Annotated in this window: 25 protein-coding genes and 1 riboswitch; of the genes, 11 read left to right on the top strand and 14 right to left on the bottom strand. The window is 65.7% G+C overall.

Annotated elements, in window-relative coordinates:
• Position 1: 1 nt before the first annotated feature.
• The 9 genes from bluB to ttcA form a co-directional block, all read right to left on the bottom strand.
• On the bottom strand, positions 2 to 649 hold the full coding sequence (bluB, locus tag DNK34_RS09590; protein WP_131173802.1) for a 5,6-dimethylbenzimidazole synthase: 648 nt from the start codon (positions 647 to 649) through the stop codon (positions 2 to 4).
• Positions 646 to 1,977: a cobyrinic acid a,c-diamide synthase CobB gene (locus tag DNK34_RS09585; protein WP_131173803.1), complete on the bottom strand. Its 1,332-nt coding sequence runs from the start codon at positions 1,975 to 1,977 to the stop codon at positions 646 to 648. The genes bluB and DNK34_RS09585 overlap by 4 nt, the downstream gene beginning before the upstream one ends.
• Positions 1,977 to 2,600 carry a cob(I)yrinic acid a,c-diamide adenosyltransferase gene (gene cobO, locus DNK34_RS09580; protein ID WP_131173804.1) on the bottom strand — a complete coding sequence of 208 codons (624 nt, stop codon included), beginning with the start codon at positions 2,598 to 2,600 and terminating at the stop codon, positions 1,977 to 1,979. Before cobO ends, DNK34_RS09585 begins: the two co-directional genes overlap by 1 nt.
• Positions 2,601 to 2,796: 196 nt before the next feature.
• Positions 2,797 to 3,017, bottom strand: a riboswitch (cobalamin riboswitch).
• A gap of 60 nt (positions 3,018 to 3,077) precedes the next feature.
• Positions 3,078 to 3,605: a C40 family peptidase gene (locus DNK34_RS09575; RefSeq protein ID WP_131173805.1), complete on the bottom strand. Its 528-nt coding sequence runs from the start codon at positions 3,603 to 3,605 to the stop codon at positions 3,078 to 3,080.
• A gap of 329 nt (positions 3,606 to 3,934) precedes the next feature.
• On the bottom strand, positions 3,935 to 4,564 hold the full coding sequence (locus DNK34_RS09570; RefSeq protein ID WP_131173806.1) for a C40 family peptidase: 630 nt from the start codon (positions 4,562 to 4,564) through the stop codon (positions 3,935 to 3,937).
• 44 nt (positions 4,565 to 4,608) lie between these two features.
• Entirely contained in the window at positions 4,609 to 5,397 is a 789-nt protein-coding gene (locus DNK34_RS09565) for an NAD-dependent deacylase (protein ID WP_131173807.1), read from the bottom strand.
• A 1-nt stretch (position 5,398) separates the two neighbouring features.
• Positions 5,399 to 6,139 (bottom strand): DNA-3-methyladenine glycosylase I, encoded by a 741-nt coding sequence (locus tag DNK34_RS09560; RefSeq protein ID WP_131173808.1) that lies wholly within the window; start codon positions 6,137 to 6,139, stop codon positions 5,399 to 5,401.
• Positions 6,140 to 6,155: 16 nt separating this feature from the next.
• Entirely contained in the window at positions 6,156 to 6,635 is a 480-nt protein-coding gene (locus tag DNK34_RS09555; RefSeq protein ID WP_131173809.1) for a hypothetical protein, read from the bottom strand.
• A gap of 18 nt (positions 6,636 to 6,653) precedes the next feature.
• Positions 6,654 to 7,478: a tRNA 2-thiocytidine(32) synthetase TtcA gene (ttcA, locus tag DNK34_RS09550; RefSeq protein ID WP_131173810.1), complete on the bottom strand. Its 825-nt coding sequence runs from the start codon at positions 7,476 to 7,478 to the stop codon at positions 6,654 to 6,656.
• Positions 7,479 to 7,640: 162 nt separating this feature from the next.
• Between ttcA and DNK34_RS09545 the strand changes: the two genes are divergently transcribed.
• The 5 genes from DNK34_RS09545 (at position 7,641) to DNK34_RS09525 (ending at position 11,136) form a co-directional block, all read left to right on the top strand.
• Positions 7,641 to 8,234, top strand: a complete 594-nt coding sequence (locus tag DNK34_RS09545) for a DNA-J related domain-containing protein (protein ID WP_131173811.1) — start codon at positions 7,641 to 7,643, stop codon at positions 8,232 to 8,234.
• 127 nt (positions 8,235 to 8,361) lie between these two features.
• Positions 8,362 to 8,961 carry a Yip1 family protein gene (locus tag DNK34_RS09540; RefSeq protein ID WP_131173812.1) on the top strand — a complete coding sequence of 200 codons (600 nt, stop codon included), beginning with the start codon at positions 8,362 to 8,364 and terminating at the stop codon, positions 8,959 to 8,961.
• A 108-nt stretch (positions 8,962 to 9,069) separates the two neighbouring features.
• Positions 9,070 to 9,732 carry a Yip1 family protein gene (locus tag DNK34_RS09535; RefSeq protein WP_131173813.1) on the top strand — a complete coding sequence of 221 codons (663 nt, stop codon included), beginning with the start codon at positions 9,070 to 9,072 and terminating at the stop codon, positions 9,730 to 9,732.
• 59 nt (positions 9,733 to 9,791) lie between these two features.
• On the top strand, positions 9,792 to 10,286 hold the full coding sequence (locus tag DNK34_RS09530; RefSeq protein ID WP_131173814.1) for a SprT family zinc-dependent metalloprotease: 495 nt from the start codon (positions 9,792 to 9,794) through the stop codon (positions 10,284 to 10,286).
• Between the two features lie 127 nt (positions 10,287 to 10,413).
• A complete protein-coding gene (locus DNK34_RS09525) occupies positions 10,414 to 11,136 on the top strand; it encodes a trypsin-like peptidase domain-containing protein (protein ID WP_131173815.1) in 723 nt (240 codons plus the stop codon).
• A gap of 221 nt (positions 11,137 to 11,357) precedes the next feature.
• On the opposite strand, the gene DNK34_RS09520 is transcribed toward DNK34_RS09525, so the two are convergent.
• Positions 11,358 to 12,287 carry an AraC family transcriptional regulator gene (locus tag DNK34_RS09520; protein WP_131173816.1) on the bottom strand — a complete coding sequence of 310 codons (930 nt, stop codon included), beginning with the start codon at positions 12,285 to 12,287 and terminating at the stop codon, positions 11,358 to 11,360.
• Between the two features lie 134 nt (positions 12,288 to 12,421).
• On the opposite strand from DNK34_RS09520, the gene DNK34_RS09515 reads away from it, so the two are divergent.
• Together DNK34_RS09515 and DNK34_RS09505 are read left to right on the top strand one after the other, a co-directional pair.
• Entirely contained in the window at positions 12,422 to 13,306 is an 885-nt protein-coding gene (locus DNK34_RS09515) for an NmrA family NAD(P)-binding protein (protein ID WP_131173817.1), read from the top strand.
• Positions 13,307 to 13,743: 437 nt separating this feature from the next.
• On the top strand, positions 13,744 to 14,268 hold the full coding sequence (locus DNK34_RS09505; protein WP_131173819.1) for an SRPBCC domain-containing protein: 525 nt from the start codon (positions 13,744 to 13,746) through the stop codon (positions 14,266 to 14,268).
• A 189-nt stretch (positions 14,269 to 14,457) separates the two neighbouring features.
• Here DNK34_RS09505 and DNK34_RS09500 read toward each other — a convergent pair whose 3' ends face one another.
• From DNK34_RS09500 to DNK34_RS09485, 4 genes are all read right to left on the bottom strand, one after another.
• On the bottom strand, positions 14,458 to 15,789 hold the full coding sequence (locus DNK34_RS09500) for a dicarboxylate/amino acid:cation symporter (protein ID WP_131173820.1): 1,332 nt from the start codon (positions 15,787 to 15,789) through the stop codon (positions 14,458 to 14,460).
• A 457-nt stretch (positions 15,790 to 16,246) separates the two neighbouring features.
• Positions 16,247 to 17,626 carry an ATP-binding protein gene (locus DNK34_RS09495; RefSeq protein ID WP_131173821.1) on the bottom strand — a complete coding sequence of 460 codons (1,380 nt, stop codon included), beginning with the start codon at positions 17,624 to 17,626 and terminating at the stop codon, positions 16,247 to 16,249.
• Complete coding sequence (locus tag DNK34_RS09490; RefSeq protein ID WP_131173822.1) at positions 17,623 to 18,300, bottom strand: response regulator; 678 nt, start codon at positions 18,298 to 18,300, stop codon at positions 17,623 to 17,625. The genes DNK34_RS09495 and DNK34_RS09490 overlap by 4 nt, the downstream gene beginning before the upstream one ends.
• Before the next feature lie 272 nt (positions 18,301 to 18,572).
• On the bottom strand, positions 18,573 to 19,181 hold the full coding sequence (locus tag DNK34_RS09485) for an outer membrane protein (RefSeq protein ID WP_131173823.1): 609 nt from the start codon (positions 19,179 to 19,181) through the stop codon (positions 18,573 to 18,575).
• Positions 19,182 to 19,341: 160 nt separating this feature from the next.
• Here DNK34_RS09485 and DNK34_RS09480 point away from each other — a divergent pair, with 160 nt between their 5' ends.
• The 4 genes from DNK34_RS09480 to DNK34_RS09465 all read left to right on the top strand — a co-directional run bounded on the left by DNK34_RS09480 (position 19,342) and on the right by DNK34_RS09465 (position 24,237).
• The gene (locus tag DNK34_RS09480; protein WP_131173824.1) at positions 19,342 to 20,052 is read left to right on the top strand and encodes a 4'-phosphopantetheinyl transferase family protein; all 711 of its coding nucleotides are present in this window, start codon (positions 19,342 to 19,344) and stop codon (positions 20,050 to 20,052) included.
• 73 nt (positions 20,053 to 20,125) lie between these two features.
• Positions 20,126 to 21,415, top strand: coding sequence for a M18 family aminopeptidase (locus DNK34_RS09475; RefSeq protein ID WP_131173825.1), 1,290 nt, complete (start codon positions 20,126 to 20,128; stop codon positions 21,413 to 21,415).
• 7 nt (positions 21,416 to 21,422) lie between these two features.
• Complete coding sequence (gene lpcA / locus DNK34_RS09470; protein WP_131173826.1) at positions 21,423 to 22,010, top strand: D-sedoheptulose 7-phosphate isomerase; 588 nt, start codon at positions 21,423 to 21,425, stop codon at positions 22,008 to 22,010.
• A 55-nt stretch (positions 22,011 to 22,065) separates the two neighbouring features.
• On the top strand, positions 22,066 to 24,237 hold the full coding sequence (locus DNK34_RS09465) for a mechanosensitive ion channel family protein (RefSeq protein WP_131173827.1): 2,172 nt from the start codon (positions 22,066 to 22,068) through the stop codon (positions 24,235 to 24,237).
• Positions 24,238 to 24,381: the final 144 nt, after the last annotated feature.

Here is a 24,381-nt window from a genome sequence, read left to right as displayed (position 1 = left end):
TTCATTTTCGTCCCCACTGATCCTGGAACAGCAATTCGTTCAAGGGCCGCGCCTCGGCCCAGCCCTCCTGTACCAGCATCGGCACCGGGTAGAACGCCTGCACCGGCCCCAGGCACAGCACCGCCAGCGGCTTGCTGCCGCTCGGCATGGCCAGCAGCTCGGCCAGGGCCCGGGGATCGAACAAGGATACCCAGCCCATGCCCAGGCCCTCGGCGCGGGCGGCCAGCCAGAGATTCTGAATGGCGCAGGCCAGCGATGCCATATCCATTTCCGGCAAGGTGCGTCGGCCGAAGACATGCGCCTCACGGCCGTCCATCAGCGCCGCCACCAGCAGTTCGGCACAGTCGCGGATACCTTCGACCTTGAGCCGCATGAAGGCGTCGGAACGCTCGCCCAGCGCCTCGGCGGTCAGCTGCCGCTCGGCCTCGACCAGTTGGTAGATATCCTCGCGCAGGGCCGGGCGGGTGATGCGGATGAACCGCCAGGGCTGCATCAGCCCTACGCTCGGCGCCTGATGCGCGGCCTCGAGCAAACGGGCGAGCAACTCGGGCGCCACCTCGCCACCGCAGAAGTGGCGCATGTCCCGTCGTTCGGCGATGGCCCGGTATACCGCTGCGCGTTCCTCGGCGCTGAAGGCGTGCTCGTTCATGGGCGCAACAACGCCGCCGCGGCCACGGCATTGGACGGCAGGTAGAAGTGGATATAGGACGCGGTCAGGCGGCCGATACGGAACACCGCCTCATTCACCGGCTTGTCGTTGGGGCAGTCGCCAACGGCCAGCGGACTCAGCGCGGACTGCAGCCGCGAATGGTGATAGCTGTGCCCGCGCAGCCGCCCCTCGGGCAGATCGACCGCCTGCAGCGCCAGGGCCACCAGGCGTTTCTGCATCTGCGCGTGGCCCGGCACCAGGCCCGCCAGTTCGGCGCGCTCGCCGGCCACATCGCTGAGCGAGTCGAGCAGGTAGAGCATGCCGCCGCACTCCGCCAGGATCGGCTTGCCGGCATGCTGGTGCGCCGCGATCGCCGCGATCATCGAGCGATTCGCCGCCAGCGCCCGCAGGTGCAACTCGGGATAGCCGCCAGGCAGATAGAGGCTGTCCACCGGCGGCAGGCGCTCGTCCGTCAGCGGGCTGAAGTACCGCAAGTGCGCACCCAGGCCTTGCAGCAGGTCGAGATTGGCCTGGTAGGTAAAGGCGAACGCGGCATCGCGGGCCACGCCGATGCGCACGCCCTCGAGCAGCGCGGCCAGGGGCTGCGGCGGCGGCGCGCTGAAACTCACCGCGGGCGGCAGGGTGCTGCCCGCGGTCTGCGCCAGGGCGTCGGCGGCGCTGTCCAGGCGCGCCTCCAGGTCGGCCAGCTCGCCGGCCTGCACCAGACCCAGGTGGCGGCTGGGCAACTCGATGGCGGCACTGCGCGGCAACGAGCCGTACCAGCCAATGGACGCCGGCAGGCTGTCGCGGATCAGGTCATTGTGCCGCCCCGGGTTGACCCGGTTGCCCAGCACCCCGGCAAACGGCAGGTCGGGCTGATAGCTGGCCAGGCCCACCGCCAGGGCGCCGAAGGTCTGGGCCATGGCCGACCCGTCGATCACCCCCAACACCGGCACGCCGAAGCGCCGGGCCAGATCGGCCGCGGACGGCGCGCCGTCGAACAGCCCCATCACCCCCTCGATCAGGATCAAGTCGGCCTCCGCGGCGGCTTCCCAGAGCAGGCGCCGGCTCTCGGCCTCGCCGACCATCCACAGATCCAGCTGGTACACCGGATTGGCGCTGGCGCGGGAGAGGATCATCGGATCGAGAAAATCCGGGCCGCACTTGAACACCCGCACCCGCTTGCCCTGCCGGGTGTGCAGGCGTGCCAGGGCGGCGGTGACGGTGGTCTTGCCCTGGCCCGAAGCCGGCGCGGCGATCAGCAGGGCGGGACACCGACGCGCCGCTGCCACGTCTCCATCGCGGTTGCAGCCGCTGCTGGCATTCATCAGAATTCGACACCCTTCTGCGCTTTGACCCCGGCCTTGAAGGCATGCTTGACCAGGTTCATCTCGGTGACGGTATCCGCCGCCTCGATCAATGCCGGCGGCGCCCCCCGCCCGGTGACGACCACGTGCTGCAGCTCGGGCCGCGATTCGATGTCGCGCAACACCGTGTCGACATCCAGGTAATGGTGCTTGAGGGCGATGTTCAGCTCATCCAGCACCACCAGGGCGACCTGTGGATCGCTCAGCAGTTGCCGGGCCGCGGCCCAGGCCTGACGGGCCTTCTCGATATCGCGCTGGCGATCCTGGGTATCCCAGGTGTAGCCCTCGCCCATCACGTGGTAGCTGACCTCATCGGGGAAACGGCGGAAGAACTGCTCCTCGCCCGTGGCCATGCCGCCCTTGATGAACTGCACCACACCGACCTTCAGGCCATGGCCCAGGGCTCGGGCGACCATGCCGAACGCCGAACTGCTCTTGCCCTTGCCGTTGCCGCTGTGCACCAGCAGCAGGCCGTACTCGTCCCGGGCCTGGGCGATCTTCTCGTCGACCAGCGCCTTCTTGCGCGCCATGCGCGCCTTGTGGCGGGCATCGCGTTCGGCGGATTCGGTGTTGGGCGTAATCATGGAGTTTCCTCATGGCAGTACGGGAACCTGGAGGATTCGCCCCGAGCCACGCCCTGCTCGGCACTGCCAGCGGGCGGGATCGGCAAACGCTGATCAGCCACCGGCACGCCTCCATCCCGTGCCGGTGGGCGGGCACGACCGTGGAGGCGAGGATACGCAGGATCGAACCTGCACACCCGGCAGCGCCCACCGCGCAACCCTTGGAAAGCGACAGGCCGGTCTCCGGGCTTGCGAGCGCGATGCCGAGCGGGCATCGCAACCCGCGCGTCCGAGCCTGCCGGGGGCAGGCTGGCGCAGTACGCGGGCTTCACTCGTTTACCGTTGCGGGGGCAGCGCCGGCCTTGTCGATCAGACGCACCGGCTTCCCAGTTTCACCCCGCGGCCGTGGCCGGGGACACCTGAAGCAAGCGGCGAAGGGTAGAGACTGGCCACGCCAGCGTCAATGCGCAAGACGCGGCGAGTGCAGATCCGGCCGGATCAGGGGTAACGCGCCAGCTCCGCGGGGAACACCCGCTTGGCCTCGAGATAGGTACGCTGCCAGTAGCTGTTGCTGAGGCTGTCCAGGCGCACGGTGCCGCCCGAGGACGGCGCATGCACGAAGCGCCCCTCACCGACATAGATGCCGGCATGGCTGACCTGACGCCCGCCGTTGGTGGCGAAGAACACCAGGTCGCCGCTGCGCAGGGCGTCACGGCCCACCGCCGGGGCGCGCATGCCGATCAGCTCACGGGTCGAGCGCGGCAGCTGGATACCGGCGGCGTCACGGTAGACGTAGCCGATCAGGCCACTGCAGTCGAAACCGCTGTCCGGGGTATTGCCGCCATAGCGGTACGGCGTACCGACCAGCCCCAGCGCGCGGAACAGCACATCGTCGGCGCCCCCCTGCATGACCCCGGGCGCGGGCATGGTCACGACGGGCTGCGGGGCCGGAACCGGGGCACGACTGGAGCAGGCGCTGAGCAGCGCGGCGAGGAACAACAGGGCGATACGGGCGGTGGCAGTCATGGACGGAGGATCCTGAGCCTGGATACGCCCTACTCTGCCGGCTTCGGCAACCTAGTGCAAGCTTTAGCTTTGCAGCGCAGATCGTTGAAAACTATCAAGATGTATCGGAGGGCTGACAAGTTCACGTCGCACCAGGCGTCCCGCAGGGCAACCGCGCCATGGCGTTATTGTGTGAAAGACACTCGATGAAAAGCGCTGGAGGCTGGAGGGCTGAACGAGAAACCGCTGTTTTCCTGTGTGCTCGGGCTCCTGCTTCGCTCTACCTCCTGCCTCCATGCAGTCGTCGGCTCTTCGCGCGCGTAGTGCAATTGCCCTGGGGCGTCCCGCCATCAGGGATGACGGGCCAGTTGCTCGGTCGGCGCCAGGGCCAGCACGCGCTTGGCTTCGATAAAGGTGCGTTTCCAGTAGCGGTCATCCAGGCTGTCGACCCGCACGCCGCCGCTGCGGCTGCTGGAAGAATGGATGAACTGGTCATCGCCCAGGTAGATGCCGGCATGACTGACACGCCCGCGGCCATTGGTGCTGAAGAACACCAGATCGCCCGGCTCGAGCGCTTTGCGCTCGACCAGCGGCGCATCGATATTGATCATTTCCCGGGTCGAGCGCGGCAGCTGCATGCCCAGCTCTTCGCGGAACAGGTAGCCGATGAAACCGCTGCAGTCGAAGCCGGACTTCACCGAGCTGCCACCGAAACGGTAGCGGGTACCGACCAGGGACAGCCCCTTCTCGAGGATGCTGTCCGCCAGTTGCGGCAGTTCGTAGGGCTCGTGCTCGGCGAATTGCGCGACGGCATCTTCGGCGGGGTCGGCCTTGTCCAGAACCGGCGCGGCGACCACCGGCCTGGCCGGCAAGGATGCCTGGGCCGGGGCGTCGATCTGGGGCTGTGGAGCATGGTTGGCGCAGGCAGCGAGAACCAGGATGAGTGCGGAGGGCACGAGGGGTGCGAAGCGTTTGCGCATGGGCACGGCCGTGTCTGGAAATTGAGCAGCCGCGACTATGCCTGCTAACGAGGCGATTTGCAAATTCTATGACGCTGGATGTGACTCAGGAGTTCCGGGAAAACATCTAAGGCCCTTCCCGGCAAGCGGATGTCGACCACATCGCTCAGATCGGTATGCGACGGATTGACCTCCACCGTCAGCCCGCCGCGGCGCCGGGTGCGCAGCACCGGCTCGACGATATAGGGGAAGCTGGCGCTGGTGCCGACGCTCAGCACCAGGTCGAAGCCTTGCTCCAGTTGCGCATACAGCGCGTCGATCGCCGCCTCCGGCAGCCTCTCCTCGAACAGGGTCACAGGCGGACGCAACACACCGCCGCAGCGTGCGCACAGCGGCGGCAGGGGCCGCTGCAGATGCTCGAGCAGTTGCGCGTCCTCGGCCGCGCAGGACAGGCAGTACAACGGCGCCAGCTGGCCATGGATCTCGATCAGGCGCTGCGCCGGGCTGCCGGCGGCACGGTGATAGCCGTCGATGTTCTGCGTCAGCACCCAGCAACCGGGCTTGAGCCCTTGCAGTTCGGCAATCGCCCGATGAGCGGCGTTGGGCTGCGCGCCCAGGCAGGCCTTGCCCAGTTCCGCCAGGTACTTCCAGCACAGCGCCGGATCGCGCTGCAGCATGGGGCCGGACAAGGCCGCCTCGATGGGCAGGCCCTCCGCCGTGTGCCCGTTGTACAGGCCGCCGAGGCCGCGGTAGGTCGGCAACCCGGAGTCGGCGGACAGCCCGGCCCCGGTGATGATCAGCAGGCGCTCGGCCTCGGCGACGGCCCGCGCGATACGCTCGATGGCCTGCCGCATGTCAGTGGTTGACCGTATGGGCGAGCATCACCGACAGCTGACACAAGGGCCGCCCGCTCTGCGCGTGCCACTGGTTGAAGGCGGCCTGCACCGCGGCACGGTCGCGCTGGCTGTTCGGCGCCTTGTCGATGATCTTCTGCGCCTTGAGCGCCGCCACAAGGTCGTCGGTGGGGATGAAGGTGTCCTTGCCGACCATGCGCAGAAAACGCGGCGCCGACAGGCCGCCCAATTGGCTGCCCTGCCTGGCCAGCCAGTGCCACAGCGCGACGATCTCGGTCACCGGCCAGTCGGCGATCAATGCGCCAAAGGCGAAGCCGGGCGCGGGGGGTTCGGCACCGGGGAGCCGGTGCCGCGCGGCGACGGATGGGGGCAGGCCCGTGGCGGCGCCACGGGCCACGTCGAGCATGAACTGCGCATTGCGCGGCACGCTCTTGAGCTTGCCCAGGTGACGGATCAGACGCGTATCCTGCATCAGCCGCTCCAGGCGCTCGGCCCCCATCAGCACGACCTTTTCCGGGTCGAAGCCGAAGAACACCTCCTCGAAGGCCGGCCACTTGGCATCCACCAGGCTGTGCGTGAGGCCGGCGCGGAAGATGCGCAGGCTCATGGTCGACAGATAGCGGTCATCGCTCAGGGCGCGCAACTGCTGCGCCGAACTCGGCTGCGGCAGGCATGCCTCCAGGGCCTCGAGCGAACCGAAGCGGTTCACGCAGTATTCATGCAGCCATCGATAGTCGCGCATCGCTTGCCCGTGGACCTCAGGGATTCTGTAGTGTGAAAGGCGCGGCAAAACTGCCGTCGCTGACGTCGATGAAGCCTTCGCCACCGAGGCGCTTGATACGGCCATGAAAACTGCCCCGCACGCCCCAGTCATCGATGGCGTCGATCTTCAGCTCGAACGAGGCACCGTCGGTGTGGCCGAGCGCCGACCAGACCTCGGTCCCCTGCTCGTGCTGCACCGCGTAGCGGCTGATCAGCTGCGAGTCGGACAGGCTGTAGGTACCCGGCTTGATCTCCCCGCCGAGCGCCCAGAGCTCGAAATCATAGCTATCGCTCATGGCCGAGCCCGGCAGGCGACCGCCGACGACCAGATGCTCGCGGCTGTCGGACAACTGGGCCAGCAGGCGCGAATCGAAACGCATCGCCTTGCCATCCAGCTCGAGCGACAGGTGCCCTGGTTCGCCAGCGCCGCATGCCGCCAGCGCCAGGCAGAGCGTCACCAGCATTGCCTTGTACATGCCCACGTTCCCGCCTCCTTACAGATTCATCACGTTGAGAAAGCGTGGCGTGGCGTCTTCGTCGATCTTCAGGCTGGTGAAATCGAACAGCTTGCGGTCGGCCAGTTGCGAAGGCACCACGTTCTGCAGGGCGCGGAACATGATCTCGGTGCGTCCCGGCGTCTTGCGCTCCCATTCCTGCAGCATCTCCTTGACCACCTGGCGCTGCAGGTTCTCCTGGGAGCCGCACAGGTTGCAGGGAATGATCGGGAACTGCTTGAGGACGCTGTAGGCCTCGATATCGGCCTCGCTGCAATAGGCCAGCGGGCGGATCACCACGTTGCGCCCGTCGTCGGCGCGCAGCTTGGGCGGCATGGCCTTGAGCGTGCCGCCGTAGAACAGGTTGAGGAAGAAGGTTTCCAGGATGTCATCGCGATGATGCCCCAGCGCCATCTTGGTCGCGCCGATCTCGTCGGCGAAGGTGTACAGCGTGCCGCGGCGCAGGCGCGAGCACAGCGAACAGGTGGTCTTGCCCTCCGGGATCTTCTCCTTGACCACCGAATAGGTGTCCTTCTCGACGATGTGGTAATCCACCCCGATGGACTGCAGATACGCCGGCAGCACGTGCTCGGGGAAGCCGGGCTGCTTCTGATCCATGTTCACCGCGACGATCTCGAAGCGGATCGGCGCCACCTTCTGCAGATACAGCAGCACATCGAGCATGGTGTAGCTGTCCTTGCCGCCGGACAGGCAGACCATGACCTTGTCGCCCTCCTCGATCATGTTGAAATCGGCAATGGCTTCGCCGGCCTGGCGGCGCAGGCGTTTTTGCAGTTTGTTCTGATTGACCGAGAGGGTGCCCATGGCGCGCTGAAATCCGGTAGAGGTACTGAAGGCGCGCATTTTACCCGGAAAGCGCGACGCGCCCCACCCGCAAAACGGTGAACGGCGAACACGGTGTCGAAAATGCCCGGCCCAGGCGCCGCGCGACCATCGAGCGCCGCCGATCGCTGTTAAGGTATGGCCATGAACAACGACCTCGATCCCGCCCAGGACCTGTCCGACCAACTGCTCGAACTGTTGCGGGCGGCGCCGGACGGCCTGGGCGAATACGAACTGATCCAGCAACTCAAGCAGCGGCGCAGCAGCCATATCCCGCACCTGCCGCTGAGTGACCGGCTGGTGCTGTTTCGCACCCATTTCCTGCTGTTCAACGCCCTGTATGTGCTGCGCGACCGCTTGCACGCGCGGCAGGCGGCGCTGCTGCAGATCAGCCCGTTGAACATCCGCCTGCTGCCCTATCAGGCCGGGACCGCCGCCCTCGGCGAACACGACCCCCTGCGCGATTACTACCTGGACATGCGCCAGTTGCGGGAAACCGACGAGCAGGATGTGGCCAGGCTGCTCGCCAGCTTCTGGACGCGTATGCAGGGCGGCGAGGAAAGACAGGCGGCTCTCGCCCTGTTCGAGCTGGAGCAGAGCCGCAGCCTGGACCTGGCCACCATCAAGCAGCGTTACCGGCAACTGGTCAGCCTGCACCACCCCGACCGCGGCGGCAGCACCGAACGCCTGCAGACGATCAACCACGCCATGGAAATTCTGCAGCGCTATTACCGCTGAAAGCGAAAGCGCCTTTCACTCTAAGGCGCGGGTCACCGGCTCCTATACTGCGACATAGGGTCGCACCCCGGATTCTCCGGCCTGCGCTCGCGATCCATCGCTTCTCTCGAACATGGAGATGACCGGCATGATCACTCACGTATGGGGCCTGCTGGCCCACCCCGATCAGGAATGGCAGCAGATCCGTGGCGAACGGCAAAGCGCCACCCGCCTGTATTTCACCCACGTGCTGTTTCTCGCGGCCATCCCGGCCATCTCCGCGTACATCGGCACGACCCAGGTCGGCTGGGCCATCGGTGACCGGGAGCCGACCCTGCTCACCGAGGCCAGCGCCCTGCAACTGACCGGCATGGCCTACCTGGCGATGCTGGCCGGCGTGGCCGTCATGGGCGCCTTCATCCACTGGATGGCGCGCACCTACGATGCCAGCCCGAGCCTGAGCCAGTGCGTGGTCTTCGCCGCCTATACCGCCACGCCGCTGTTCATCGGCGGCCTGGCGGCGCTGTACCCGCACATGTGGCTGGCCATGACCGTCGGCACCGTGGCCATCTGCTACACGGTGTACCTGCTGTACGTGGGCATCCCGGCGTTCATGGGCATTCCCGAGGACGAAGGCTTCATGTTCTCCAGCTCGGTGCTCGCCGTCGGCCTGGTGGTGCTGGTGGCGATGATCGCCAGCTCGGTGATCGTCTGGAGCCTCGGCATCGGCCCGGTGTATATCCGCTGAAGCCGTATCGGCGGCTGACAATAGGTTGAACCTCCTGCGAGGCGTCGAACCCAATAACCATACGATAAAAATGGTTATAGACCCGAAACCACGCAGGAGTTCACCGTCATGTTCAACCACTTCACGCACTTGATGACACGCCCGGACCAGGCCTGGCTGGAGATCCGCCGGAACCAGCAGGACGATGGCAACGGCTACCTCGCCTACCTGCTCGTCCTGACATTGCTGCCAGCCGTCTGCCTGTTCATCGGCACCCACCTGGTCGGCTGGAGTCTGGTGGACCAGGAGCGCATCCGCCTGGCCACCGGCAGCGCCCTGCTACTCAGCACCCTGCTGTACCTGAGCATTCTCCTGGGTGTGCTGATCATGGCCGGCTTTCTGCGCTGGATGTCGCGAAGCTTCGAGGCGCACCCCACCTTTGCCCAGTGCATCGCGTTCGTCGCCTATACCTGCACGCCCTTCTTCATCGCCGGCCTGGGCGCGCTCTACCCCACCCGTGCAGTGGCCATCGTGGTGCTGCTCCTGGCCGGCCTGCATGCCACCTACCTGCTCTATGTCGGCTTGCCCACCTTCATGCGCATCGACAGCTCCCGGGGTCTGCTGTACGGCTCGGCCGCCCTGGGCGTCGGCCTGCTGGTGCTGGTCAACGTCAAGGTCGGCATGATCCTGTTGTGGCTGGCCATGGGGCCGACCTACGAGCGCGACATCAGCGCCGACCAGAGCGCGCCCACCCTGCAGGAACAACCCCGGGAAGCACCCGTCGAGCGGTGACTGCGCAACGGCCCAGGTTGCGGCATAATCCCCCATTATCGCCGTCGCCTGCCGTCGCCATGCCCGAACTGATCCACGCCCGCGTCGAAGCCTGCTACCAGCAGGCCGAAGCCTTCTTCAAGCAGCGTTTCGCCCGCCCCCAGGTGAGCTTCAAGCTGCGCGGCCAGAAAGCCGGCGTCGCCCACCTCACGGAAAACAAGCTGCGCTTCAACCCGCAGCTGTATCGCGACAACCAGGAAGACTTCCTCCTGCAGACGGTCGCCCATGAGGTCGCCCACCTGATCGCCCACCAGTTGTTCGGCCCGAGCATCCAGCCCCACGGCGAGGAATGGCAGCTGATCATGCGAGGCGTCTACGAACTGCCGCCCCATCGCTGCCACAGCTACGCCGTCGAACGGCGCAAGGTCAGCCGCTTCATCTACCGTTGCCAGTGCGCCGAAGGCGACTTCCCGTTTTCCGCACAGCGTCATGCCCTGGTCGCCAAGGGTCGGCGCTACTACTGCCGGCGCTGCAAGGTGACCCTGCGGTTCAGCGGCGAACAGCGCGTGGAGTGAAGCGCGAGCGGCGCGCAGGATTGCTTGGACGCGGCAGCTGAATCGGGCGCACCATCACAGGCCCACCAGGGTCTGTTGACTCGACCGCGCCGGAGCCCGTTTTGCCGCGAGCCCCAAGGACATACCGATGATCGAACCCATCCTGCTCACCGCTGCCCGCATCGCCACCTTCGACCAGCAGCGTCTGCTGACCTACGCCAGCAGCTTCTTCTTCGAACGCGACGGCCGCCTGTTCCTGATCACCAGCCGCCACGTGATGATCGATGCGCCGAGCGAGCATTTCCCCAACCGCCTGGAAATCGAGCTGCACACCAATGCCTGCAACATGGCCGAATCCATCGGCTTCTCCATCCCGCTGTACGCCGAGGGGCGGCCATTGTGGCGCCAGGCCACGGACAGCGGAGGCGATATCGATGTGGCGGCGATCGAACTGGATCGCGGGGCGCTGCCGGCCACGCTGGCCTATTGCGCCTTCACCCCGCAGCACCTGACCAGCGCGCAGCACCGGGTCGAGGTCGGCAGCTCCCTGCTGATCGTCGGCTTTCCCATGGGCTTCCACGACACCCTGCACCACATGCCGGTGGTGCGCCAGGCCCTGATCGCCTCGTCATTCGGGCTGCGCTTTCAGGGCGAGGGCTATTTCCTCACCGACGCCCGCACCCACCGAGGCACCAGCGGCGCGCCGGTGGTCATGCGCGCGCCGGCCGGCGTACCGCAGAACCTGCCCTGGCTGCTGCTCGGCGTGCACTCGGCGCGCCTGGATGTGGGCAGCCGCGACCTGGAACAGGACGAGGTACTGGGGCTCAACGCCACCTGGTATGCCGATATCCTGATGACGCTGACCGCCTGACGGCAGCTGCAAGCAGCAGACTGCAAGCGAGAGCAGGTGCCAGGGAGGGTGATTCCACAAGACTGGCCGGCATCCAGCCCCCTGGCTTCGGCTCGCTTTGCGGGGCAACGGCGTTGTGCGCCAGGCGCCACATGAGCGTGTCACGATGAGGTCGCAGCGCATTCGATGCACCGCTTTGCGCTGCCGCCAGCGTGCGGGACCTGCGATGAGGTCGCACACCGCTAATCGGCATGGTGCCGCGGCTTTTCCAAGGCCATCCTGTAGCGCTGCGGGGACTGGCCCAGAACACGCTTGAACGCGGTGGAAAACGCGCTGACCGATTCGTAGCCCAGGGACGACGACAGTCGTGTGATCGATTCCGCCGAATGTTCGAGCCGATCGCATGCCAGCATCATGCGCCAGCGCGTCAGGTACTGCATGGGCGTCTCGCCCATGATTGCGCGGAAGCGGGTGGCAAAGACCGTTCGGGACATCCCCGCTTGCGAGCCCAGTTCCTGCAATGTCCAGCGCCGTGCCGGTTCGGCGTGCATGCTCTGGAGCGCACGGCGTAGACGCCGATCCGAGAGCACGGCCAGCCAGCCCGTGACACTGTCCGCAGTGGCCAGATGAGCCCGCAGTGCCTGCACCAGCATCATGTGGGCCAGATTCTGCGCCAGCAGGCCTGCGCCGGGCAGCGCTTCGCGCATCTCCTGCATCATCCGTTCGACGGCCCAGCGCAACGCGGCCTGCTCCGCCTGCCCGCTGATGTGCAGCACGGGTGGCAGAAGACCGAGAAGCAAGTCCGCATGGCCACCGTGGACGGCAAAACGGGCGCCTGCCAGCGAAAAACTCTCTCCCGCTCCCAGCACCACCGTACCGCCCCGGCGGGCCGGAGGAAACAGCGTGGCGGCATGCGTAGCGGGCAACGACAGGTCGCTGGCAAGCCGAAATGGCCGGCCGCGAGGAAGTACGAAGGCATCGCCCTGTTCAAGGCGCACCGGTTCTGCCACGCCATGGACCGCCATCCAGCAGGCGCCGGAAAGAATGGCATAGCACTTGATCTGCCCATGCTGGTCGGCAAAGTCGACCGACCAGTCGCCTCCGGCCGTGAAACCCGATGATATGGTCGCCGCGGGACGCAGGAGGGAAAGCAGGTCGGAGAGCGGGTCCATGGGAAGAAACGAACGATTGATAAAGTAATCCGCACTATAAAGAATGAATCGTTCGCACCACAAGGATTAAGGTACGGCCAAACCGCGACCAGAACACTCAATCCCCTGGCGCGCACACCCTAAGGAGATCCCTGATGATCGTCGTGACCGCCCCGACCGGCCAGATTGGCAGCCAGTTGCTTGCGCATCTGCTCGCTACGCAGACACCCGTTCGGGTCATCGTGCGCAACGCCTCGAAACTCTCCGCCGAAGTGCGCACGCGCGTCGAAATCGTGGAGGGCAGCCACGCAGATGCAGCGACCGTCGAACGCGCCTTCGACGGCGCAAGAGCCCTGTTCTGGCTCGTTCCTGCCGACCCGAAGGCGGCCAGCGTTGCCCAGGCGTATGTGGATTTCAGTCGTCCCGCCGCCGCGGCGATCGAGGCCAGCAGCATCACCCACGTGGTGGAGATCACGGCCCTGGGCCGCGGCACCGCCCAGGCCAAGGACGCCGGCTACGTGACCGGTTCGCTGGCCATGGACGATCTCATCGCCGCCACGGGCGTGCACCAGCGTGCGCTCGCCATGCCTTCGTTCATGGACAATATCCTGATGCAACTGCGCGCATTGCGTGAGAAAGGGGCGTTCTTTCTGCCGATTCCAGGCGACCTGGAACTGCCCTCCTGCTCGACGGGCGACATCGCCGCCGTGGCGGCGCGCTGGCTGCTGGATGAGACCTGGGTGGGACAGCAGGAGGTGCCGGTACTCGGCCCGGAGAACATCTCCTTCAACCAGATGGCGCGGATCATGAGCGAAGTGCTGGGCCGCGATATCGCCTACCGGCAGATTCCCAGCGATGCCTACAAGGCGCAGTTCCTCGGTTTCGGCTTCTCCGAAGCCATGGCCGAGGGCATGACCGCCATGGCCCGCGCCAAGGGCGAAGGGCTCGATCTGGGCGTGACGAGAACGCCCGAGAAGACCACGCCCACCCACTTTCACCAGTGGTGCGAGGCAGTCCTCAAGCCGGCATTCCTGGCCTGAACAGCACTGCATGCTGCTCTTACAGTACGGGCCGACCCGCATTCTTCGTATATCCGCGCAGCCTCTCACCATCCGCACTCATCCACGCCGCGGCGACTGCCCCCTGCGCCCGCCTGAACAGCGGGCCCGATTGACAGGCAAATGTTTACTTGCCTAACGTTGAGACGTGAGCGACGTGTACAAAGCGCTGGCCGATGGGACTCGGCGGACCATCCTCGACGAACGCCTTGCGCGGGATCGGCAGACCCTGTTCGAACTGTGCGGCCGACTGGCGACGAGGCACGGACTCACCTCCTCCCGTCAGGCCGTCTCGCAGCACCTTGAGGTGTTGCAGGCGGCCGGACTGGTGATCGCGGTCAAGGAGGGGCGGTACAAGCTCCACTCCATCGACACGGATCATCGACCGTTGGCCATATCGAGAGAAAGCAGGAACAACGATGTCCGAACCCAAGGCGTATGGAACTTTGGAGACCGTCGACGGCCGGCCGGCGCTGCGTTTCGAGCGCTCGCTCGGCTATCCGATTGAGCGCGTGTGGCAGGCGGTCAGCACGCCGTCCGAACTGGAGCGCTTCTTTCCGGGTGCCGCAGACTGGACACCCGTCGCAGGCGAGATCATCGACGCTGGCGGTATGTCCGTGGAGGTGACGCAGGTCGAGGCACCGCATCTGTTGACCTGGATCTTTGCCGGTCAGCCGCAGAGCTTCGAGCTGACTCGGGAGGGGGACGAGTGCCGATTGGTCTTCACGCACACCATCGACGACCTCCCCGCCGCCCAGACCGCGACCGGATGGGAAATTTACCTTTCCCGGCTCGAACCTCATCTCGCAGGCGGACACCTCTCCGAGGAGGAAGCACACGGGCCTTGGGCGGAGATCCACGAACTCTACGCCGAGCGCTTCGGCGTCGACCCGGAGCCGGGGCGCCGGTGGGCGGCACAGAACCTTCCTGCCGGTGGGGCCTGACGACATGAGGGAAGAGGATTCGTCTTGCTCGCCGCTACCGCACGGCTTCGGCACGCAAGGCCGCCGTAGCGTGCCCCGGGTCATGTCCAGGGTCGTGGGATGACGGCAGGCCATAAAAAACCCGTCAGTGCGACGGGTCAAGGGTGTCTCCTCCCACGGCTGGCGGGAGGAGACAAGCACAAGCGGCGATCAGACGGTCGGCTTGCTCACCGTGGTATCGCTAGCGCCAACCAGTTCCGGCTTGCCGCCGGAGGCCAGCTCGCGTTGCAGCGCCTCTTCGTCCAGCTCCTTGCACCACTTGGCGACCACGATGGTGGCCACGCCATTGCCGACCAGGTTGGTCAGCGCGCGGGCTTCGGACATGAAACGGTCGATACCGAGGATCAGCGCCAGACCGGCGACCGGCAGGTGGCCAACGGCCGAAAGCGTGGCGGCCAGCACGATGAAACCGCTACCGGTGACCCCTGCCGCGCCCTTCGAGGCGACCAGCAGCACCAGCAACAGGGTGATCTGGTGGGTGATGTCCATCGGCGTATCGGTGGCCTGGGCGATGAACACCGCGGCCATGGTCAGGTAGATCGAGGTGCCGTCGAGGTTGAACGAGTAACCGGTGGGAATCACCAGGCCGACCACCGGCTTGCTGGCACCCAGTTTCTCCATCTTGGTCAGCATGCGCGGCAGCGCCGACTCGGAGGACGAAGTGCCGAGCACGATCATCAGCTCTTCGCGGATGTAGCGGATCAGCCGCAACACGCTGAAACCATGGGCGCGGGCGATACCGCCGAGCACCACCAGGACGAACAGCAGGCAGGTGATATAGAAGCAGATCATCAACTGGCCGAGCTGCACCAGCGAACCGACACCGTACTGGCCGATGGTGAAGGCCATGGCGCCGAACGCACCGATGGGCGCGACCTTCATGATCATGTTGATGATGCCGAACATCACGTGGGCGATACGGTCGATGAACTCCAGCACCGGCTTGCCGAACTCGCCCATGCGCTGCAGGGCGAAGGCGAAGATCACCGAGAAGAACAGCACCTGCAGGATATCGCCGTTGGCGAACGCGCCGACCACGGTGGACGGGATCACGTTGAGCAGGAAGGCCACGGTGCTCTGCTGTTCGCCGGCCTGGGCGTAGGCGGCGATCTTGCTGGTGTCCAGCGTGCTCGGGTCGATGTGCATGCCGACACCCGGCTGGGCGACGTTGACCACCACCAGGCCGATGATCAGGGCAATGGTGGAAACCACCTCGAAGTACAGCAGGGCGTAGCCACCGGTCTTGCCGACCGCCTTCATGTCCTGCATGCCGGCGATGCCGCTGACCACGGTACAGAAGATGATGGGGGCGATGACCATTTTGATCAGCTTGACGAAACCATCGCCAAGCGGTTTGAGGGCAACACCGGTTTCCGGATAGAAGTGGCCGAGGAGAATACCGATGGTGATGGCGAACAACACCTGGACATAGAGCATCTTGTAGAACGGTTGACGGACAACGTCATTCGTTGTGGCAGTCATGGTGAATCCTCATGGGGCGCGGCAAGACATCCAGCGATGTCCGCACCACCTTTCTTGTTTAGGCGCCAACCCCCCTGACCTGGAGGGATTTGTTAATAGGTGCGCGCACGCACCCTTGGCAGCGCTATCGCAAGGGCCATGCCAGCCATGAGTAAACTCAATAATAATGTTTAAAATCAAACAATTACGATAATAAAAAGAGGAAAAACACCTTGCCGATGGCGGTTTTCCGCACGCTTTCGCCAACCGTGATGGCGGATTCCCCCCTAGGGAAGCCGGCGGTAAGCTTCAAGCTTCAAGCCAGAAGTGTGCATAACGGGGGATGGTAGCCATAAGGCAGAAGCGGCCTTCGATCAAAAGCGCTTGAGGCTGGAAAGCTGGACGAAAGAGCCCATGGGGTTTGCTTGTCGTTCAGCTTCCAGCCTCCAGCGCTCCTATCGGCCACTTGCGGCTCCCTCTAGCCAATGGCGATACGAATGCGAAACGCCGCGCCACCCAGCTCGGACTCGTCGAGAAACAGCTCGCCCTCATAGCTCTCGATGATGTCCTTGACCACCGCGGTGCCGATGCCCTGCCCCGGATGCTGGGCATCCAGCCGCTCGCCGCGCCGCAGGATGCGCGCCCGCTGGTCTACCGGAACGCCGGGGCCATCGTCCTCGACGCACAGTTCGCAGATGCCGTCTGCGATGCTGGCGGAAATCCGCACACGGCCCAGGCACAGGCGGTAAGCGTTCTCCAGCAGGTTGCCGAGCAGCTCCAGCAGCGCCGCACGCTCCATGGGGATTTCCAGCCAGGCATCGAAATGCCGCTGCACCTCCACCCGCTTGCCGCGGTAGACCTTGTCCAGCGCATCGCACAGGTTGTCCAGCACCAGCGTCAGACGTACCCGATGGCGAACCAGGCCGCTCTTGCGCAGGCTGGCGCGCTGCAACTGGTAGCCGATCTGCTGGCTCATCCTTTCCACCTGCCCCTGCAACACCCGCGACTGTTCGCGATTCTCCGGCTGGGCGGCGATCACTTCGGCCACGCTCTGCAACACCGAGAGCGGGGTTTTCAGGCTGTGCGCCAGGTCGTCCAGGGAATGGCGGTAGCGCTCGCGCTGCTGACGCTCGCTATCGAGCAGGCGGTTCAGCGAGCCGGTCAGGCGCAGCAGTTCGCGCGGGTGCTCATCGCTGAGACGGGCGCGGGTGCCGCTCTCCACCTCGTCCAGTTCCTCGCGCAGGCCGCGCAGGCTGCGAAAGCCCCAGGTCAGGCCGAACCAGAGCAGGCCGAGCAGCAACAGCAAGGCGCCACCGAGCCAGAGATAGAGCTGGCCCATGAAATCGGCGTACAACGCCTGGGTATCGCTGGCAGGCTGCATGGTGACGATGCTGAAGGCCGCGCTCTGTCCGCGCAGCAGCTTGATCTCGACGTCATAGATGTAGAACTCGCGGCCCTGGCGATCGGTGGCACGCAGCAGCTCGTCGCCGCGCCCGTCGTAGCGCGGCAGGTAGGAAACCGAGATGTCGCGCGCCGAACGCGATTGCCAGACCATGTGGCCCTCGCGGTCATAGATGAAACCCAGCAACTGGGCATCGGGGATGTCGAATTCCTCGTCGGGCAGTTTGTCCGGCATCTGCAGCTTGCCGTTATCGGTGCGCGCCGCGGAAATCAGCGTACCGGCATCGGCGGCCAGGCGTTTTTCCACGGATTGCTCGAGGGCAATGAGAAAGGCCCCGCGCAACGCCGGCAGCAGCGCCAGCATGAACAATACGGCCAGCACCGCGCTGCCCAGCATCAGGCGCAGACGCAGAGAGGAGATCCAGTGCCGGCGCAGCCGCCTGACGCCTGACCTCATCGGCAGCGCTCGGTGAACAGGTAGCCCTGGCCGCGCACGGTCTCGATGGGTTTGAAGCCGTTGCAGCTTTCCAGCTTGCGCCGCAGACGCCCGACCAGTACCTCAATCACGTTCGGATCGCGCTCTTCGTCGTCGGGGTACAGCTGTTCGATCAGCCGCTCCTTGGGCACCACCTGCTGATGATGGCGCATGAGGTATTCGAGGATGCGGTACTCATAGGCGGTGAGACCCATGCCGGTGCCATCGATCAGCGCCTGCTTGCGGTTCAGGTCCAACTGCAGGGGGCCGGCTTCGATGGTCGACTGGATGAAACCCGAAGAGCGCCGCAGCAGCGCATTGAGACGTGCCTCCAGCTCTTCGAACTGGAAGGGTTTGACCACGTAGTCGTCGGCGCCCGAGGCCAGGCCCTCGACCTTGTCCTGCCAGTTGCCGCGGGCGGTGAGAATCAGAATGGGGAAGGTCTTGTCGCGACTGCGCAACTGGCGGATCAGATCCAGGCCGCTGATCCCCGGCAGGCCGAGATCGATCACCGCCAGGTCGTGGTGGTATTGATCGACACGGTACAGCGCCTCCTCGGCATCGGCCACCGCGTCCACCACATGGCCCTGTTCGCCGAGGCGGGTATAGAGATGATGGCGCAGCAGCGCTTCATCCTCCACGACCAGCAATTTCATCGTTGCATGTCCTCCCTCCATAAGCGTCAAGCCGCAAGCTTCAAGCGACAAGACAGAACAGCGGCTCGACCGCCCAGGACGACCGCGCCATACGCTTGACGAGCCGACACGAGTCGAAAACGGCGCTGGAAAGCTGGAGGCTGAACGAAAAGCCATCCGCGCGCGACGCCACACCGCGGTGTCTCGTTCAGCTTTCCAGCCTCCAGCGCTTTTCATCGAATCAGCATAACGCCATGGCGCGATCGACCTGTCTGCAGCGCCTCAACCACCCATTAAAATTTGTAGTTGGCACCCAGGTACCACTGACCGCTGCTATGCAGGTCGAGGGAGCCGACCTTGCCCTGATCGTGCGGGGCGAACTCGGTGCTGGCGTTGGTGCGCAGGTAACGATAGCCGCCTTCGACGGAGGCATTCTCGTTGACGTCCTGCAGCAGGCCAGCCTGCAGACCGGCAGCATACCCGACATTGGTGTCACGCGAGACGCCCGGGCTGTTCTGCTCAAGCTTGACCAGACCCAGGGTGCCGCCACCGAACAGCTTGGTGCCGTTCTCGTTCAGCGGCAGGAAGGCATCGTAGCTGCCGAGCAGGTTCTGCTGACGCAGCTTGTAGCCGTTGTTGCTGCCGGAGATGTACTCGTAGGTCGCGTAGTAACGGCCGGCATCGTTCTGCTGGCCGGCACGTATGCCCCAGGTACTGGTGTTGTTGATGACGCTGTCGAAGTTCGGGTTGCCCAGGTTGGCGTTCAGCGCCGAAGACTTCTGGATGTTGTTGCTGGTCTGGCCCCAGGTGAGGCCGGCGAAGTTGTTGTCGGCATGGGCGGCGGTGGCCGCGCCGAACAGCAGGGAAGTGGCCAGAGCCAGCTTGGTCAGAGTCGGTTTCATGTGATGCCCTCGAATGGCAGTGGGTGAAGGAAAAACTCGAGAGCGATCTTGCCGAAGCGCCACTGAACCCGACCTGAACCCGTGCTGAACCTCGGCTGAACGAGAAGCGGAAGCACGATCCGACTGGCGGCGTTGCGCCTGCCACGGCAGAATGCCGGCCATGAACCCGACCTACCTGCCCACCTGCTGCAGCCCGCTGAGCGACCATTGGCCCCTGCCCCGGGCCGTTGCCGGGGCGCAGCTGATCAGCACGCGCTTCGATGCGAACCTGCTGCAGGCCGATGATTTCAGCCGCGCCGCCATCCCCGCCGTGCGCGGTGTGGCCAAGCGCCAGGCCGAACACCTCGCCGGCCGGCTCTGTGCCCGTGAAGCGCTGCGCCGGGTCACCGGTACTGCCAGCGTGCCGGCCGTGGGCGAGGATCGCGCCCCGCAATGGCCCGCGCAGGCCTGCGGTTCGATCACCCACGGCCACAGCTGGGCGGCGGCCATCGTCGCGCCGCGGCAGCAGTGGCGCGGCCTCGGCCTGGACGTCGAACGGCCGCTGCCGCCCGAACGGGCCGAGCGCCTGGCCGCGGAAATTCTCACCCCTGACGAACTGCGGCGCATGGCCCGGCTCGAGCCGGAACAACGGGCCTGGCGCATCAGCCTGACTTTCTCGCTCAAGGAAAGCCTGTTCAAGGCGCTTTACCCGCTGGTGCTCACGCGCTTCTATTTCCAGGATGCCGAACTGCTCGAGCTCGACGAGCAGGGCAACGCCCGCCTGCGCCTGCTGCTCGACCTGAGCGCGGACTGGCCGGCGGGCAGCGAACTCAGCGGCATGCACTGCGCGTTCGACGACCATCTGCTCAGCCTGGTGAGCATCGGCGCCTGAGTTGCACGGCGCACAGGCAACCGCCGTCCTGGCAAATCCGATAAACTCGGCGCATTGCCGCCCGGAGTGCCCCATGCGCGAAGAACTGAACCAAGGCCTGATCGACTTCCTCAACGCCTCGCCCACCCCCTTTCACGCCACCGCCAGCCTGGCCATGCGCCTGGAGGCGGCCGGCTATCGTCACCTCGACGAACGCACGCCCTGGCAGACCGAAGCCGGCGGCCGCTACTACGTGACCCGCAACGATTCCTCGATCATCGCCTTCAAGCTGGGCACGCGCCCGGTACTGGAGGGCGGCATCCGCCTGGTCGGTGCGCATACCGACAGCCCCTGCCTGCGCGTCAAGCCGAACCCGGAACTGCAGCGCCAGGGCTTCTTCCAGCTCGGCGTGGAAGTCTACGGCGGCGCCCTGCTGGCGCCCTGGTTCGACCGCGACCTGTCCCTGGCCGGCCGCGTGACCTACCGCCGCGACGGCAAGGTGGAAAGTGACCTGATCGACTTCTACCAGCCCATCGCCGTCATCCCCAGCCTGGCCATCCACCTCAACCGCGAGGCCAACCAGGGCTGGGCGATCAATGCGCAGAACGAACTGCCGCCGATCCTGGCCCAGCTCGCCGGCAGCGAAAGCGCCGACTTCCGCGCCCTGCTCAGCGAACAGCTGGCCATGGAGCACGACTTCAATGCCGATGCCGTGCTGGATTACGAGCTGAGCTTCTACGACACCCAGAGCGCCGCGGTGGTCGGCCTCAACCAGGATTTCATCGCCGGTGCGCGCCTGGACAACCTGCTGTCCTGCTACGCCGGGCTGCAGGCCCTGCTCGACGCCGACGACGAGGAAACCTGCGTGCTGGTGTGCACCGACCACGAGGAAGTGGGTTCCTGCTCGGCCTGTGGCGCCGACGGCCCGATGCTGGAGCAGGTGCTGCGCCGCGTACTGCCGGACGGCGACGGCTTCGTGCGCGCCATCCAGCGCTCGCTGCTGGTGTCGGCCGACAATGCCCACGGCGTGCACCCGAACTACGAAAGCAAGCACGACGGCAACCACGGCCCCAAGCTCAACGCCGGCCCGGTGATCAAGATCAACAGCAACCAGCGCTACGCCACCAACAGCGAAACCGCCGGGTTCTTCCGCCACCTGTGCCTGGAAAACGAAGTGCCGGTGCAGAGCTTCGTCACCCGCAGCGACATGGGCTGTGGCTCGACCATCGGCCCCATCACCGCCAGCCAGCTGGGTGTGCGTACCGTGGACATCGGCCTGCCGACCTTCGCCATGCACTCCATTCGCGAACTGGCCGGCGCCAATGACCTGGCCCACCTGGTGAAGGTGCTCGGCGCCTTCTACAACAGCCATGACCTGCCCTGAGGCCAGCATGATCGAACATATCCGCAACAGCCTGATCGAGGCCCGCAGCGCACTGGATGCCTTCCTCGCCAACGAGCAGACCCTGGCCAATATCGAACGGGCCGCCAGCCTGCTGGTGGCCAGTTTCGAAGCCAGGGGCAAGGCCTTTTCCTGCGGCAACGGCGGCTCCATGTGCGACGCCATGCACTTCGCCGAGGAACTGACCGGACGCTACCGCAACAATCGGCCGGGCATCGCCGCGGTATCGATCAGCGACGCCAGCCATATCAGCTGCGTGGCCAACGACTTCGGCTACGAGCATATCTTCTCGCGCTACGTCGAATCCCACGGCCGCGCCGGCGACGTGCTGCTGGCCATCAGTACCAGCGGCAAGAGCGCCAACGTGGTCAAGGCCGCCGAGGCGGCCAAGGCGCTGGGGGTCAAGGTGATCGCCCTGACCGGCAAGCCCGGCTCGTTGCTGGAGAGCCTGGCCGACGTGTGCATCTGCGCACCGGGCGGCGCCTACGCCGATCGCACCCAGGAGTTGCACATCAAGGTGATCCATATCCTCATCGAGCTGATCGAGCGCTCACTGAGTCCGCAGAACTACGCCTGAGCGCGGATCGGCGCCAGTCAGCCCGGCCCCGCAGCATGATGGAGATTTCGCCCGCGTGATCCGCTCAAGAGCCCTGCTGCCCTGCCTGTTGCTGCTAGTGCTGACGGCGTTGCCGGGTTTCACCGCGCAGGCCGCCGGCCTGTCGGGCCTGTTCGGCAGCGGCAGCAGCAGCGCAAGCCAGCAGGCGCCGGCCGACCAGCCGCTGGATCGCTCCCTGGATGAGGTGATCAAGTCGCTGGAGAACGACCAGCAGCGCGCGCAGTTGCTCAACGACCTGAAGACCCTGCGCGACAGCGCGCAACAGGCACAAGCGCAAAGCCACGACGGCGTGCTGGGCCTGATCGGCAACACCCTGACCAGCATCGAGCAACAGTTCTCCGGCGAGCACAGCCCGCTGATTCGCTGGCAGTTGGAGCTGGCCCGCAGCCAGGACGAACTGATAGCGCTGATGCCCGCGCCCGGCGAGCGCCTGGCGCTGGTCAGCAACTTCGCCCTGATCCTGGCCGTGTGGAGCCTGCTGGCCATCGCCCTGCGCGCCCTCGGCCATCAAGTGCGCATGCGCTTCGGCCTGGCCGAGGAACTGCCGCAGAACCCACGGCCAACCGACCTGCTGCGCTTCGCCCTGCGCAAGCTCGGGCCGTGGCTCGCCGCCCTGCTGATCACCGGTTACCTGAGCTACGTGCTGCCGCTCTCCCTGGGCCGGGATCTGGCCATGGTGCTGGCCTATGCGCTGGTGGTGGGCACCTGTTTCTCGGCCATCTGCGTGATCGCCTTTTCCCTGCTCGACGGCCCGCACCGGCGTACCGCGCTGCATATACTGCGCCGCCGCGCCTTCCGCCCGCTGTGGCTGATCGGCAGTTTCGCCGCCTTCGGCGAGGCGCTGAGCGATCCACGCCTGGTCGCCAGCCTCGGCGCCAACCTGGCGCACACCACCGCGACCCTGGCCAACGTGCTGGCCGCCTTGTCGACCGGCCTGTTCATCCTGCGCTTCCGTCGCCCCATCGCCCACCTGATGCGCAACCAGCCGCTGGCACGCCGCCTCAAGCAACGCGGCATCAGCGAAACCGTGGAGCTGCTCGGCAGCTTCTGGTACCTGCCCGCCCTGGCGCTGGTGGCGATTTCCCTGGCCGCGACCTTCGTCTCCGCCGGCGACACCAGCACCGCGCTGCGCCAGGCGCTGGTCTGCACCGTGCTGCTGGTGACCTGCATGGTGGTCAACGGCCTGATTCGCCGCCGGCTGTTCAAGCGTCGCCTCAGGCATCGGCGCCACGCCCATTACTTCGAGCGTTTCCAGAGCTTCTTCCATGCCTTGCTGCAGCTCGCCATCTGGCTGCTGTTCATCGAGCTGGGGCTGCGGGTATGGGGCCTTTCGCTGATCCGCTTCGCCGAAGGCGACGGCCATGAGATCAGCCTCAAGCTGGTCGGCCTCGGCGCCACCCTGGCCTGTGGCTGGCTGGTGTGGATTCTCAGCGACAGCGCCGTGCAGCATGCCCTGAGCCGCTCGCGCAAGGGGCAGACCAACACCCGTGCGCAAACCATGATGCCGCTGATCCGCAACGTCCTGTTCGTCTGCATCTTCATCGTCGCCCTGATCGTCGCCCTGGCCAACATGGGCATGAACGTCACCCCGCTGCTGGCCGGCGCCGGCGTCATCGGCCTGGCCATCGGTTTCGGCGCCCAGTCACTGGTGGCCGACCTGATCACCGGCCTGTTCATCATCATCGAGGACTCCCTGGCCATCGGCGATTACGTCGACGTCGGCGGTCACCTGGGCACCGTCGAAGGCCTGACCATCCGCACGGTGCGCCTGCGCGACATCGATGGCATCGTGCACACCATCCCGTTCAGCGAGATCAAGAGCATCAAGAACTACTCGCGCGAATTCGGCTATGCCATCTTCCGCGTCGCCGTGCCCCACGACATGGGCATCGACAACGCCATCAAGCTGCTGCGCGAAGTCGCCCAGGACCTGCGCAGCGATGCCTTGCTGCGGCGCAATATCTGGTCGCCCCTGGAAATCCAGGGCGTGGAGAGCTTCGAGTCGGGCAACGCCATTCTCCGCGCCCGCTTCAAGACCGCGCCGATCAGGCAATGGGAAGTTTCCCGCGCCTTCAACCTGGCGCTGAAACGGCAGCTGGACGCGTCGGGCCTGAGCCTGGCGACACCCCGCCTGAGCATCCAGATGACGGCCAGCAACCCGCCCAGCCACGACCAGGACAGCCGGTAACGCGGCTGGCGCTGCCTCACCTGCAGTGGTTGCCAGCGCCGCCCGGAGCACGCGCCGAAACGGAACCCGTGCACATCCGCACCGGCCCGCACTCACATGCTGGCGGACTTTCCGCTACCATGGCCGCCAACTTTTCCATCGGAT

This window comes from Phytopseudomonas dryadis (genome assembly GCF_004327355.1).
Classification (GTDB): Bacteria; Pseudomonadota; Gammaproteobacteria; order Pseudomonadales; family Pseudomonadaceae; genus Aquipseudomonas; species Aquipseudomonas dryadis.
Note: the sequence above shows the minus strand (reverse complement) of the source record. Positions and strands in the feature narration are given on the sequence as shown.

What these genes read in the sequence shown, in the direction of transcription:
- bluB (WP_131173802.1), bottom strand. Translation starts at nt 649, where the DNA reads ATGAACGAGCACGCCTTCAGCGCCGAGGAACGCGCAGCGGTATACCGG.
- DNK34_RS09585 (WP_131173803.1), bottom strand. Translation starts at nt 1,977, where the DNA reads ATGAATGCCAGCAGCGGCTGCAACCGCGATGGAGACGTGGCAGCGGCG.
- cobO (WP_131173804.1), bottom strand. Translation starts at nt 2,600, where the DNA reads ATGATTACGCCCAACACCGAATCCGCCGAACGCGATGCCCGCCACAAG.
- DNK34_RS09575 (WP_131173805.1), bottom strand. Translation starts at nt 3,605, where the DNA reads ATGACTGCCACCGCCCGTATCGCCCTGTTGTTCCTCGCCGCGCTGCTC.
- DNK34_RS09570 (WP_131173806.1), bottom strand. Translation starts at nt 4,564, where the DNA reads ATGCGCAAACGCTTCGCACCCCTCGTGCCCTCCGCACTCATCCTGGTT.
- DNK34_RS09565 (WP_131173807.1), bottom strand. Translation starts at nt 5,397, where the DNA reads ATGCGGCAGGCCATCGAGCGTATCGCGCGGGCCGTCGCCGAGGCCGAG.
- DNK34_RS09560 (WP_131173808.1), bottom strand. Translation starts at nt 6,139, where the DNA reads ATGCGCGACTATCGATGGCTGCATGAATACTGCGTGAACCGCTTCGGT.
- DNK34_RS09555 (WP_131173809.1), bottom strand. Translation starts at nt 6,635, where the DNA reads ATGTACAAGGCAATGCTGGTGACGCTCTGCCTGGCGCTGGCGGCATGC.
- ttcA (WP_131173810.1), bottom strand. Translation starts at nt 7,478, where the DNA reads ATGGGCACCCTCTCGGTCAATCAGAACAAACTGCAAAAACGCCTGCGC.
- DNK34_RS09545 (WP_131173811.1), top strand. Translation starts at nt 7,641, where the DNA reads ATGAACAACGACCTCGATCCCGCCCAGGACCTGTCCGACCAACTGCTC.
- DNK34_RS09540 (WP_131173812.1), top strand. Translation starts at nt 8,362, where the DNA reads ATGATCACTCACGTATGGGGCCTGCTGGCCCACCCCGATCAGGAATGG.
- DNK34_RS09535 (WP_131173813.1), top strand. Translation starts at nt 9,070, where the DNA reads ATGTTCAACCACTTCACGCACTTGATGACACGCCCGGACCAGGCCTGG.
- DNK34_RS09530 (WP_131173814.1), top strand. Translation starts at nt 9,792, where the DNA reads ATGCCCGAACTGATCCACGCCCGCGTCGAAGCCTGCTACCAGCAGGCC.
- DNK34_RS09525 (WP_131173815.1), top strand. Translation starts at nt 10,414, where the DNA reads ATGATCGAACCCATCCTGCTCACCGCTGCCCGCATCGCCACCTTCGAC.
- DNK34_RS09520 (WP_131173816.1), bottom strand. Translation starts at nt 12,287, where the DNA reads ATGGACCCGCTCTCCGACCTGCTTTCCCTCCTGCGTCCCGCGGCGACC.
- DNK34_RS09515 (WP_131173817.1), top strand. Translation starts at nt 12,422, where the DNA reads ATGATCGTCGTGACCGCCCCGACCGGCCAGATTGGCAGCCAGTTGCTT.
- DNK34_RS09505 (WP_131173819.1), top strand. Translation starts at nt 13,744, where the DNA reads ATGTCCGAACCCAAGGCGTATGGAACTTTGGAGACCGTCGACGGCCGG.
- DNK34_RS09500 (WP_131173820.1), bottom strand. Translation starts at nt 15,789, where the DNA reads ATGACTGCCACAACGAATGACGTTGTCCGTCAACCGTTCTACAAGATG.
- DNK34_RS09495 (WP_131173821.1), bottom strand. Translation starts at nt 17,626, where the DNA reads ATGAGGTCAGGCGTCAGGCGGCTGCGCCGGCACTGGATCTCCTCTCTG.
- DNK34_RS09490 (WP_131173822.1), bottom strand. Translation starts at nt 18,300, where the DNA reads ATGAAATTGCTGGTCGTGGAGGATGAAGCGCTGCTGCGCCATCATCTC.
- DNK34_RS09485 (WP_131173823.1), bottom strand. Translation starts at nt 19,181, where the DNA reads ATGAAACCGACTCTGACCAAGCTGGCTCTGGCCACTTCCCTGCTGTTC.
- DNK34_RS09480 (WP_131173824.1), top strand. Translation starts at nt 19,342, where the DNA reads ATGAACCCGACCTACCTGCCCACCTGCTGCAGCCCGCTGAGCGACCAT.
- DNK34_RS09475 (WP_131173825.1), top strand. Translation starts at nt 20,126, where the DNA reads ATGCGCGAAGAACTGAACCAAGGCCTGATCGACTTCCTCAACGCCTCG.
- lpcA (WP_131173826.1), top strand. Translation starts at nt 21,423, where the DNA reads ATGATCGAACATATCCGCAACAGCCTGATCGAGGCCCGCAGCGCACTG.